An 11,530-nucleotide genomic window follows, 5' to 3' on the forward strand; every position below is an offset into this window, starting at 1 on the left:
CGTCTGGGACATCGCCAGCGACGCCATCACCTGGACCGCGCCGGCCGCATCCATCTTCACCGACATCCCCACCGACACCATCGCCCGCGGCAGCGACTTCGCAGCGTTGATCGAGCCGCATCGCGCCGTGCGCAGCGAAGCGCTGGTCTCGGCGCTGCAATCCGGCGGCACCTATCGCATCGATTATGGCGTGCGCGCCTCCACCACCGCGCCGCTGTTGTGGATCGAGGAAAATGGCAGCGTCCGCACCGGCAGCGATGGCCGGCCGCTGCGCGTCGAAGGCATCGTGCGCATCAACAACGAGCGCCATGCCCATGACGAACAGCTTTTAAAACTCTCGCAGCGCGATCCCGTCACCGGCGAGCTCAATCGTACGCATCTCCTGGCCGCACTTGCGGAAAGCATCGAAGAAGCCACGCGCTTTCGCGCCTCATTCGCCTTCATGCTGATCGCCATCGATCATCTCGGCCGCATCAATGATGCTTTCGGCTTCGATGTCGCCGACGACGTCATCGCCGACATCGCCCAGCGCATTCGCGTGCGATTGCGCGGCGGCGATATCATGGGGCGCTTCTCCGGCAACAAATTCGGACTGGTGCTGAAGAACTGCACCGCCGACGACGCCAATATCGCCGCCGAACGTTTCCTCGCCGGCATCCGCGACGACGTGATCCCGACCAAATCCGGCCCGGTCTCCGTCACCGCCACCATCGGTGCGATCAGCATTCCGCGCTACGGCCGCGACGTCAACGAAGCCGTCAACCGCGCGCAGGAAGCGCTCGACGCCGCCAAGCGCCGCCGCCGCGGCAGCTTCAATCTGTGGCGACCGAATGTGGAGCGCGACGCCCAGCGCCGCGTCAATATCCGCGTCACCGACGAGATCGTCAAAGCGCTGAACGAACGCCGCATCGTCTGCGCCTTCGAACCGGTGGTGCGCGCCGATCGCAGCGCCCCCGCTTTCTATGAAGCGCTGGTGCGCATGAAGCAGGACGATGGCCAGTTGCTGCTGGCGCCCGACATCGTGCCGGTGGCCGAGCGCCTTGGCCTCATTCGCCTGGTCGATCACCGCGTGCTCGAACTCGTCATCGCTGAACTCGCCGAGACGCCAGATGTGCAGCTCTCGCTCAACATCTCGCCAGCGACGGCGATGGACCCGGACTGGCTGGCGACCATCGAATCCATGATGCGTGCGCATCCCGGTGTCGCGCAGCGCCTGATCGTGGAGATCACCGAGACGGTGGCGATCCACGACCTCGATGACATCCGCGGTTTCGTCAATCGCCTGAAAGCGCTCGGCAGCCGCATCGCCATCGACGATTTCGGCGCCGGCTACACCTCGTTCCGCAATCTGCGCAATCTCGGCGTCGACATCGTCAAGATCGACGGCGCCTTCGTGCAGAACATCGCGCGCTCAGCCGACGACCGCGCCTTCGTGCAGACGCTGATCGATCTGGCGCGCCGGCTCGAGATCAAGACCGTCGCCGAATGGGTGCAGGACGAGCCGTCCGCGATCATGCTGCGCGACTGGGGCTGCGACTACATCCAGGGCCGGCTGATCGGGCTCGCCTCCGCGGAGCGGCCATGGAGCATCCGCGGCCAGGGCGCCACCGCGGCGAGCTGATCTGGCGAAGTGAGCACGGGCCGGATGCGTTCCACAAAAAGTGGGCCGTCATTCCGGGGCGCGAGCCGCGTCAGCGGCGTGCGAACCCGGAATCTTGCTGCGCGTCCAGCGCCATGCCGGTTGCGAGATTCCGGGTTCGCTCGAGCTCGCGCTCTCGCGCCCCGGAATGACGTCGTATAGTGAATGGCACAGCTCCGCCATGCCGGGAAGTAAGCCACATGCAAGGCGCCGGGCCGAGGCCGGGCGCATCGAGAACTCAGCTCAATCCTCTTTCTTCGGCTCGAGGTCCTTCTTCGGCTCCGCCGACAGCCGATCGAGCCGGTCCTGCATCTCCTTCATCTGGCGGCGCAGGTCGTCGATATTGCCGCCTTCGACGGCGGCCTCCGGCGGCGCCTCGGGCTCGGGCGCCGGCGCGCTGGAGGGCGGCACGAACGGCTTGAACATCGAGAAGGTGCGCTCGAACAATTCCATGTTGCGGCGGACATGCTCTTCCAGCGGCGCGAACGGCCCGACGCTGAAGGTCGAGGTCAGTTGCTTGCGGAACTTCTCCTGCTCGCGGGTCAGCGTATCGATCGACTGCTCCAGATAGCGCGGCACCACCATCTGCATGCTGTCGCCGTAGAACCTGATCAGCTGGCGCAGGAAGGTGGTCGGTAACAGGTTCTGGCCGGCCTTGTTCTCCTGTTCAAAAATGATCTGCGCCAGCACCGAGCGGGTGATGTCGTCGCCGGATTTGGCGTCGAAGACCAGGAAATCCTCGCCGTCCTTCACCATCGCGGCGAGGTCTTCGAGCGTCACATAAGTACTGGTTCCGGTGTTGTAGAGCCGCCGGTTTGCATACTTCTTGATCGTCGTCGGCAGATTCGATTTCGCCATGGTCACCCACACCTAGGAGGACAGGAACCGGCTTGCGCCGGAGGAACGAAACGCAATGCAATAAAATAAGCACTTCCGTCGCGGTTCTGCTACCTTTTTGTTCGCGAAGGTTAATTTGGCAGCGTGTGGATGCTGCCGGTGCCGCCTAGAACGGCATTTTGATTGCGCTGCGGCGTCGATTTGGGCTTTGCCGATTGACACGCCGTAACGAGGTTAACAGGATAGCGCCCGACCCGGTCCGCCGCCCCGGCGGGCACAGTCCAACAGTTTAAGCCCAGGAGAAATGCTCATGTCCGACGATGTCGTCATCGTCAGCGCTGCTCGTACCGCTGTCGGAAGTTTCAACGGCGCCTTTGCTACTTTGCCCGCTCATGACCTCGGCGCGGTGGTGATCCGAGCCGCGCTGGAGCGCGCCGGCCTCGAGCCGGACCGGGTGTCCGAAGTCATCATGGGTCAGATCCTGACCGCGGCGCAGGGCCAGAACCCGGCACGGCAGGCCTCGATCGCCGCCGGCGTGCCGGTGGAGAGCCCGGCCTGGGGCGTCAATCAGCTGTGCGGCTCCGGGCTGCGCACCGTGGCGCTCGGCTATCAGGCGCTGCTCAACGGCGATTCCGAGATCGTGGTGGCGGGCGGCCAGGAATCCATGAGCATGGCGCCGCACGCGCAATATCTGCGCGGCGGCGTGAAGATGGGCGCGGTGGAATTCGTCGATACCATGCTGAAGGACGGTCTGTGGGACGCCTTCAACGGCTATCACATGGGCAACACCGCCGAGAACGTCGCCAAGCAGTATCAAATCACCCGGCAGCAGCAGGATGAGTTCGCAGTGGCCTCGCAGAACAAGGCCGAGGCGGCGCAGAAGGCCGGCCGCTTCAAGGACGAGATCGTCCCGGTCACGGTGAAGAACCGCAAGGGCGACATCATCGTCGACACCGACGAATTCCCGCGCCACGGCGCCACGCTCGAGGCGATGCAGAAGCTGAAGCCGGCGTTCGAGAAGGACGGCACCGTCACCGCCGGCTCGGCGTCGGGGATCAATGACGGCGCCGCCGCGGTGGTGCTGATGACCGCCAAGCAGGCGGCCAAGGAAGGCAAGACACCGCTGGCGCGCATCGTGTCGTGGGGTCAGGCCGGCGTCGATCCGAAGATCATGGGCACCGGGCCGATCCCGGCGTCGCGCGCGGCGCTGAAAAAGGCCGGCTGGAATATCGGCGATCTCGATCTGATCGAGGCCAACGAGGCCTTCGCCGCGCAGGCCTGCGCGGTCAACAAGGATCTTGGTTGGGATACGTCTAAAGTGAACGTCAACGGCGGCGCGATCGCGATCGGCCATCCGGTCGGCGCTTCCGGCGCGCGGGTGCTGGTGACGCTGCTGCACGAAATGCAGAAGCGCGATGCCAAGAAAGGCCTTGCTACACTGTGTATCGGCGGCGGCATGGGTATTGCGATGTGCGTCGCGCGCGATTGATCTCGCAACGCAGCACAGCGCAAAAAATTCTTCTCACCGCACTGCACCTAATCATTCCGACGCCCGGCCATCGTGCCGGGCGTTTTTGCTTGATGTTCGTCACGCGGCCAGATTAATTCGAAGCTACTACGAAACGGAGCGCAGTCAGCAACGGTCATAACAAGGTTAAAGGCTCAGCATCTGATCACGCTTTCAATGGCAATGCGGCGCTTGATTCGGTTGTTGTCCTGCGCAGTGCGGGACGGATCAGGCGCAGGGGAGGAGTTTGACGATGGCGCGTGTCGCGTTGGTGACCGGAGGAACACGAGGAATTGGGGCGGCAATCAGCAAGGCGTTGAAGGCTGCGGGATATAAGGTGGCGGCCAACTATGCCGGCAACGACGCGGCGGCGGAAAAATTCAAGGCCGAAACGGGAATTCCGGTTTTCAAATGGGATGTCAGTTCGTTCGACGCCTCGGTGGAGGGCGTCAAGAAAGTGGAAGCCGAGCTCGGCCCGGTCGAAATTCTGGTCAACAATGCCGGCATCACCCGCGACGGCGCGTTTCACAAAATGACGCTCGAGCAATGGAACGCGGTGTCCAGCACCAATCTCGGCTCGCTTTTCAACGTCACCAGGCAGGTGATCGAAGGCATGCGCGGCCGCAAGTTCGGCCGCATCATCAATATCTCCTCGGTCAACGGCCAGAAGGGCCAGTTCGGCCAGGTGAATTATTCGGCGGCGAAGGCTGGCGACCTCGGCTTCACCCGGGCCTTGGCGCTGGAGACCGCGCGCGGCGGCATCACCGTGAACGCGATCTGCCCCGGCTATATCAACACCGAGATGGTGCAGGCGGTGCCGAAGGAGGTTCTGGAAAAGAACATCCTGCCGCTGATTCCGGTCAACCGGCTCGGCGAGCCGGAGGAAATCGCCCGCGCGGTAGTGTTCCTCGCCGCCGACGACGCCGGCTTCATCACCGGCTCGACGCTGTCGATCAATGGCGGGCAATTGATGACCTGACGGCGGCGTCACCCGGGCGCGCCGCGCGATGACGGTGCGCACGGCGACGCTGATCGGGCTCAGCGCCATCCTGATGTGGTCGCTGCTGGCGCTGCTGACGGTCGCCTCCGGCACCATGCCGGCGTTTCAGCTCGCCGCGATGACCTTTGCGATCGGCGCGGCGGTCGGCTTTGCCAGTTGGCTGACGCGGCCGGGCGCGGCGCGCCGCGCCTTGCGGCAGCCGCCTTTGGCCTGGGCGGTCGGCGTCGGCGGGCTGTTCGGCTATCACGCGCTGTATTTCCTGGCGTTGCGGCTGGCGCCGCCGGCCGAAAGCGGGCTGTTGAACTATCTGTGGCCGCTCTTGATCGTGCTGTTCTCCGCGCTGTTGCCCGGCGAACGGCTGCGCTGGCATCACTTGGTCGGCGCGCTGCTCGGATTGCTCGGCACCGTGCTGCTGTTCGCCGGCAACGCCAAGGCCGCGTGGGCGCCCGATCACATCGCCGGGCTGGTTGCGGCGTTCGTCGCCGCCTTCGTCTGGGCTGGCTATTCGGTGATGTCGCGCCGGCTGCGGGCGGTGCCGACCGACGCGGTGGCCGGCTTCTGCCTCGCGACCTCAGTGCTGGCGGCGCTGCTGCACGGCGCGGTCGAAACCACGCGGTGGCCGGCGACGGCGCTGCAATGGACGGCGGTGGCGATCCTCGGCATCGGCCCGGTGGGGGCGGCGTTCTACGCCTGGGACATCGGCATGAAGCGCGGCGACATCCGCGTGCTGGGGGCGGCGAGCTACGCCACGCCGCTGTTGTCGACCGGGTTTCTGATCCTTGCCGGCTTCGCCGAGCCGAGCGCCTCGCTGGCGCTGGCGGCCGCGCTGATCGCCGGCGGCGGCCTGGTCGCGGCGAAAGATATGATCTGGAAAGGGCGCTGAGCGGGGATAGCGCGCCGCGGGTTACGCCGGCTCCCAGCCCTTTGCCGCGAGTTCGAACGTGGCGAAGTCGAACCCCGGCGCCACGGTGCAGCCGACCAGCGTCCAGTCGCCGGTGCTTTGCGCGGCCTGCCAGGCGAAGGGCGGCACGATGCCTTGCGGCAATTCCCCCGCGGCGAGATCCGGCCCCAGCAACAAGGTCCGTTGACCGTGGGCGTCGGCGATCTGCAACTGCAGCGCCGCGCCGGCGTAGTAGTGCCAGATCTCGACCGCATCGATGCGGTGCCAATGCGAGCGCTCGCCGCGGGCGAGCAGGAAGTAGATCGCGGTCGAGGCGCTGCGTCCGGCCTCGTCGACGCGCGAATCGCGAAAGCTCTCGCGAAAATGCCCGCCCTCCGGATGCGGCTGCAGACCGAGCCGGGCGATGATGGCGGCGGCGGTGAGCGCGTGAGTCGGCATCAGCGGCTCACGACTTGTTCTTGCGTTCGCGCAATTCGGTGAACACCTCGACGGGGCCCGCGCCCTTCAGCCGGACGCCCGCGGCCACCGTGGGTTCGTCGGCGCGCAGGAACACGTTGGCCTGTTTCTCCTCGCCGAGCAGCGATGGAACCGTCGGCAGCCCGGCGGTGCGCAGATGCGCCACCTCGGCGGCGCGGGCCTGCAGCGCCGGATTGTTCGGCTCCACGGTGAGTGCGAATTTGACGTTGGCGGCGGTGTATTCGTGGCCGCAATACAGCCGCATGTCGTCGGGCAGCACCCGCAGCTTCAACAGCGACTCCCACATCATCGGATAGCTGCCCTCGAACACCCGGCCGCAGCCGATCGAGAACAGCGTGTCGGCGGCGAACAGCGCCTTGTCGTCGTCGAACACGTAGGCGACGTGATCAAGGGTGTGGCCCGGCGTTTCCAGCACCCGCGCCAACAGCCCGCCGATCTTGACGACGTCGCCCTGGCGCACCCGCAGGTCGACCAAGGGAATCGCCGCGCCATTGTCGTGCGGCGCGACGACGCGGCAGCCGGTGGCGCGCTTCAATTCGGCGATGCCGCCGATGTGGTCGGCGTGGTGATGCGTCACCAGGATGTCGGTCAGCGTCCAGCCTTCGCGGTCGAGCGCGGCGAGGATCGGACCGGCTTCGGGGGCGTCGATCGAGGCGGTGGCGCCGCTGTCGCGATCGTGCACCAGGTAGCCGAAATTATCCTTGAGGCAGGTGAACACGCGAATTTCGGCGGCCATGACATCTCCGTGAGCTATCCGACCGGGGCTGAACCACCCCGGGGCCTCTGAAATATGGCGTTAACGCTTGCGCGGCAATGCGTTATTGCTGGTGACATTCATGCCGTCTTGGCGGCGCTGCCGGGTGATAGACTGCCATCCATGACGATCGATGTCACCGAACTGCGCGACTTCTACTCGCAACGCCTCGGCGTGATGGCGCGGCGGCTGATCAATCGCGGGATTCAGGCGCATTGGCGCGATGCCCGCGGCCAGCGCGTGCTCGGGCTCGGCTATTCGACGCCCTATCTCGGGCTGTTTCGCAACGACAGCGAGCGCTGCATCGCCTTCATGCCGGCGGCGCAGGGGGTGCTGAAATGGCCGACCGCGCGGCCGACGCTGTCGACCCTGGTCGAGGAGCGCTCGCTGCCGCTGCCGGACGCCTCGGTCGACCGCATCCTGTTGGTGCACGCGCTGGAAATGTCCGACGATCCGGACGGGCTGATGCGAGAATTATGGCGGGTGCTGGCGCCGTCGGGCCGGCTGATCGCGATCGTGCCGAATCGCCGCGGGGTGTGGGCGCGCACCGACACCACGCCGTTCGGCCACGGCCGGCCGTATTCACGCACCCAGATCGCGCAGCTATTGCGGCGCAGCTGGTTCACGCCGACGGCGTGGAGCGAGGCGCTGTTTCTGCCGCCGATCGGGCATAACTGGATGCTGCGCTCGGCGCCGGCCTGGGAGCGAGTCGGCGCGGCGCTGGCGCTGCCGTTCGCCGGGGTGCACCTCGTCGAGGCCACCAAGCAGGTGGCGCGCGCGATCCCGGTGCGCCGCGAGCGCACAAGGCTGATCCCGGCGTTGCAGCCGGCGATGCTGCCGTCGCCGCGCGACGGCGACGACGGCCATATGGGCGATCTGGGGATGCCGGCGCCGCGCTGAGCGACGTCGGCGGGGCGCGGCCTATTCGTTGCCGGGGTTGAAGTCGTCGGCCGGGGCCGCCGGGGCCGCGGCGCCTTCCGGGCGCGGACCTTGCGGACGGCGGCGGCGGCGCGGCGGGAAACGCTCGCCACCGGCGGCCTCGAAGCCCGGCGCGCCGTTGATCTGCGGCTGCGGTCCGGTGATGAAGGACGGCAGCCGATCGACGCTGTCGCTGACCGGAATCACCGGCTGCGGCTGGTATTGCGGCTGCGGACGATGTTCGCGGGGCTGCTGCTGCTCGCGCGGCTGATAGGGCTGCGCCTCGCGCGGCTCGCGCTGTTGGTCGCGCGGCTGCTCGCGCTGCGGCTGCTCACGCGGTTCGCGCGGCACGAAGGGCTGCGGCTGCACCGGCACCAGGCCGGGCTCGGCGCCGAAATTCGAATAGCTTTCGCCGTCGCCGAATTCGCCGGAATCGTCCTGCATCTCGTTGTCGCTGCGCTGCTGCGGCAGGTTCTGGCGAAACTGCTCCTGCGCGGCGGCGATCAGACGGAAATAATGCTCGGCGTGTTGATAATAATTCTCGGCTGCGACCGGGTCGCCCGAGGAGCGCGCGTCGCGCGCCAGCTGGACGTATTTCTCGGCGACGTGCGAGGCGGTGCCGCGGATCTTGATATCGGGGCCGTTGGATTCGAACACCCTTGTCATCGGGTTCTGGCCGCGCCGGTTGTTATTGTTATTGTTGTTATTATTGCTGTTATTGTTGCGGTTACGCAGCCGCTTGTTGTTGTTCTGACCGTTTCTCATGTCGAGCCTTTTTACCACACCCACATTGAAGTCATTGTCACAGAGATAGCCACGGCCGGTTCCGGACGCGCCTTGGGCATCCAGATCGCACTGCCGTTCAAATCGGTTTTGCCGACCATCGCGTTCAACAGACGCGTTCCCCAACCGACCGCGAGCGCCAGGAGCGCGGACCGACTCATTCAGTCAGCCGGAACAAGCTCAGGTGGACTCGCGTGAGTTTTCAAGCGCAATATCAGGCTTTCGTTCGCTTTGCGGTCGCAAGCGGCGCAGCTCTCTCAGCCATCGCGCTCAATCCAATCCGCCTTTTTGGAACCTTTTTACTCAGGGCATTCTCATCGGCGAGCATTCTCAACGGTGAGAATGGTGGCCTTCACCCGCAGCGTGCGCGGGGCCAGCAACCCTGATGTCATGGCCCGGAACGTAGTCGCTCTTGGACAATATTCCAAGCGGTTTTTTGCAATCGGTTCCGACCTCAACCGGCCGGCCGGCGGCCGATCACCGCCCGGGCGATCCCGGCGAGGTCGGGCTTTGGCGCCGGATCGGGCGCCAGCCCCGCCGCCCGCACTAAGGCCGCGACCTCGTCGCCCTGGCCCTCGCCGATCTCCAAGATCAGCGCGCCGCCGGGCGCCAGCAAGCCGGCGGCCTGGGTTGCGATCGCCCGATAGGCGTCGAGGCCGTCGGCGCCGCCGTCGAGCGCGCGGCGGGGATCGTGGTCGCGGACCTCGACCGCCAGCGTCGCAATCTCCGCGCTGCGGATATAGGGCGGGTTGGAGACGATCAGGTCGAACGGCCCGCGCAGCGCCGCCGCGTAGTTGCAGGCGACGAAGCCGGCGCGGGGCGCAAGGCCGAGGCGCGCGGCGTTGCCGCGGGCGGTGCGCAGCGCGTTCAGATTGATGTCGCTGGCGACGCCTTGCGTCAGCGGCCATTCCGACAGTAGCGCCAGCAGGATCGCGCCGGAGCCGGTGCCGAGATCGGCGATGCGCCGCGGCGCGGCTTGGCCCTGAAACAGGTGCAGCGCCGCCTCGACGAGGGTCTCGGTATCCGGCCGCGGCACCAGCGTATCGGCGGAGAGCGCCAGCGGCAGCCCCCAGAATTCCCTGACGCCGAGAATTCGCGCCACCGGCTCGCCGTTGATGCGCCGCGCCAGCAGCGCCTCGAGCCACCGCGCTTCGTCGGGTGTCAGCACGCGCGCCGCGGCCACCATCAGGCCGGTGAGATCGAGCCCGAGCGCCGCGCCGATCAACAGCCGGGCGTCGAGCTCGGCGCTCTCGATTGCCGCGTCGCGCAGCCGCGCCGCCACCGCGCGCCGCGCGGCGTCGATGGAAAGTGCGGCAAAGCTTTCAGTCACGACGATGGTGCTTCGGTGAGCGCCTTGCGGGCGCCCGCGGATGCCGTCTGCCTTGCGGGGAGAGCGATCGCAGATGACGGTGTCAGCTCAGCTCCGCATAGCAGCGATCGAGCATGGCCTCTCCATGGGTCGTCCCTGCGCACGCAGGGACCCATCACCCCTTGCTTCGGAGATGAAGAAAGGCCTTGGCCACGGCACAAAACGAGACTCCTCGCCGTATGGGTCCCTGCGTGCGCAGGGACGACCCGTTGATATGCAGCGGCAACTTCACGGTCGAGGTGCACTCTGCACGCCCTCCAATCCGTATGCGGTTGCCCGCGCAGGGGGGAGGGAAAATATCGCGGCCGTGCGGGACCGAAGGTCGTCAGAGTCGCAGCGCCCCGCCTCACGCCGCATTGCCTTGCGCCGCGAGCTGTGCGGCCTGGTGCTCGGTGGTGAGCGCGTCGATCAGTTCGCCCAAGGCTTCGCCGGCGATCACCTGCGGCAGCTTGTACAGCGTGAGGTTGATGCGGTGATCGGTGACGCGGCCTTGCGGAAAATTGTAGGTCCGGATCCGCTCCGAGCGGTCGCCGGAGCCGACCTTCTCCTTGCGCTCGGCGGAGCGCGCGGAATCGATCCGCTGCTGCTCGGCGTCATAAATTCGCGCGCGCAGAATGTTCATCGCCGAGGCGCGGTTTTTGTGCTGCGAGCGGCTGTCCTGCATCATCACCTGCAGCCCGGTCGGGATGTGGGTGATGCGGATCGCCGATTCGGTCTTGTTGACGTGCTGGCCGCCGGCGCCCTGCGCCCGCATGGTCTCGATCCGCAGATCGTCGGGCTTGATGTCGACGTCGACCTCCTCGACCTCGGGCAGTACCGCCACCGTCGCCGCCGAGGTGTGGATGCGCCCTTGCGTCTCGGTGTCCGGCACCCGCTGCACGCGGTGTACGCCGGATTCGAATTTCAGCTTGGCGAAGGCGCCGCGGCCCTTCACCTCGGCGATGATTTCCTTGTAGCCGCCCATGGTGCCTTCCGAGGCCGACACCACCTCGACGCTCCAGCCCTGCAGCGAGGCGAATTTCTCGTACATCCGGAACAGGTCGCCGGCGAACAGCGAGGCCTCGTCGCCGCCGGTGCCGGCGCGGATTTCCAGCATCACGTTGCGGTCGTCCATCGCGTCCTTCGGCAGCAGCGCGACGCGGATCTGCTGCGCCAGCTCGCCCTCCTGCGCCTGCAGGGCCTGCTGCTCGGCCTCCGCCATCGCCCGCATCTCCGGATCGGTCGAAGGATCGGCGAGCAGCGCCTCGATCTCGCCGCGCTCGCTGCGGACCTGGCGATAGGCCTTCACCGCCTCGACCAGCGGATTGAGCTCGGCGAGCTCGCGCATCAGCTTCACATAGGTGTC

The 11,530-nt window shown here is 66.5% G+C and carries 11 protein-coding genes; 5 read left to right on the top strand and 6 right to left on the bottom strand.

Annotated features, from left to right (window positions below):
- The coding region (locus tag VGC77_RS20605) for a bifunctional diguanylate cyclase/phosphodiesterase (RefSeq protein WP_331173425.1) at nucleotides 1-1,621 on the top strand (1,621 nt) is incomplete at its 5' end.
- Between the two features lie 261 nt (nucleotides 1,622-1,882).
- Here VGC77_RS20605 and phaR read toward each other — a convergent pair.
- Complete coding sequence (gene phaR / locus VGC77_RS20610; RefSeq protein WP_331173426.1) at nucleotides 1,883-2,497, bottom strand: polyhydroxyalkanoate synthesis repressor PhaR; 615 nt, start codon at nucleotides 2,495-2,497, stop codon at nucleotides 1,883-1,885.
- A 289-nt stretch (nucleotides 2,498-2,786) separates the two neighbouring features.
- Here phaR and VGC77_RS20615 point away from each other — a divergent pair, with 289 nt between their 5' ends.
- The 3 genes from VGC77_RS20615 (at nucleotide 2,787) to VGC77_RS20625 (ending at nucleotide 5,866) form a co-directional block, all read left to right on the top strand.
- Nucleotides 2,787-3,965: an acetyl-CoA C-acetyltransferase gene (locus tag VGC77_RS20615; RefSeq protein WP_331173427.1), complete on the top strand. Its 1,179-nt coding sequence runs from the start codon at nucleotides 2,787-2,789 to the stop codon at nucleotides 3,963-3,965.
- 271 nt (nucleotides 3,966-4,236) lie between these two features.
- Complete coding sequence (gene phbB, locus VGC77_RS20620; RefSeq protein WP_331173428.1) at nucleotides 4,237-4,962, top strand: acetoacetyl-CoA reductase; 726 nt, start codon at nucleotides 4,237-4,239, stop codon at nucleotides 4,960-4,962.
- A gap of 28 nt (nucleotides 4,963-4,990) precedes the next feature.
- Nucleotides 4,991-5,866: a DMT family transporter gene (locus tag VGC77_RS20625; RefSeq protein ID WP_331173429.1), complete on the top strand. Its 876-nt coding sequence runs from the start codon at nucleotides 4,991-4,993 to the stop codon at nucleotides 5,864-5,866.
- Between the two features lie 21 nt (nucleotides 5,867-5,887).
- Here the strand turns inward: VGC77_RS20625 and VGC77_RS20630 are convergent, their stop codons facing one another.
- Entirely contained in the window at nucleotides 5,888-6,322 is a 435-nt protein-coding gene (locus tag VGC77_RS20630) for a cupin domain-containing protein (protein WP_331173430.1), read from the bottom strand.
- Nucleotides 6,323-6,329: 7 nt separating this feature from the next.
- Nucleotides 6,330-7,097: a hydroxyacylglutathione hydrolase gene (gene gloB, locus VGC77_RS20635; RefSeq protein ID WP_331173431.1), complete on the bottom strand. Its 768-nt coding sequence runs from the start codon at nucleotides 7,095-7,097 to the stop codon at nucleotides 6,330-6,332.
- 141 nt (nucleotides 7,098-7,238) lie between these two features.
- Between gloB and VGC77_RS20640 the strand changes: the two genes are divergently transcribed.
- Complete coding sequence (locus tag VGC77_RS20640; RefSeq protein WP_331173432.1) at nucleotides 7,239-8,015, top strand: methyltransferase domain-containing protein; 777 nt, start codon at nucleotides 7,239-7,241, stop codon at nucleotides 8,013-8,015.
- Between the two features lie 21 nt (nucleotides 8,016-8,036).
- On the opposite strand, the gene VGC77_RS20645 is transcribed toward VGC77_RS20640, so the two are convergent.
- The 3 genes from VGC77_RS20645 to prfA all read right to left on the bottom strand — a co-directional run.
- Nucleotides 8,037-8,798 (bottom strand): DUF4167 domain-containing protein, encoded by a 762-nt coding sequence (locus VGC77_RS20645; RefSeq protein ID WP_331173433.1) that lies wholly within the window; start codon nucleotides 8,796-8,798, stop codon nucleotides 8,037-8,039.
- A 472-nt stretch (nucleotides 8,799-9,270) separates the two neighbouring features.
- Nucleotides 9,271-10,146, bottom strand: coding sequence for a peptide chain release factor N(5)-glutamine methyltransferase (gene prmC / locus VGC77_RS20650; RefSeq protein WP_331173434.1), 876 nt, complete (start codon nucleotides 10,144-10,146; stop codon nucleotides 9,271-9,273).
- A gap of 385 nt (nucleotides 10,147-10,531) precedes the next feature.
- A partial coding sequence (gene prfA, locus VGC77_RS20655) for a peptide chain release factor 1 (protein ID WP_331173435.1) occupies nucleotides 10,532-11,530 on the bottom strand: 999 nt, incomplete at its 5' end.

This window comes from Rhodopseudomonas sp. (genome assembly GCF_036404135.1).
Lineage (GTDB): Bacteria > Pseudomonadota > Alphaproteobacteria > Rhizobiales > Xanthobacteraceae > Rhodopseudomonas_A.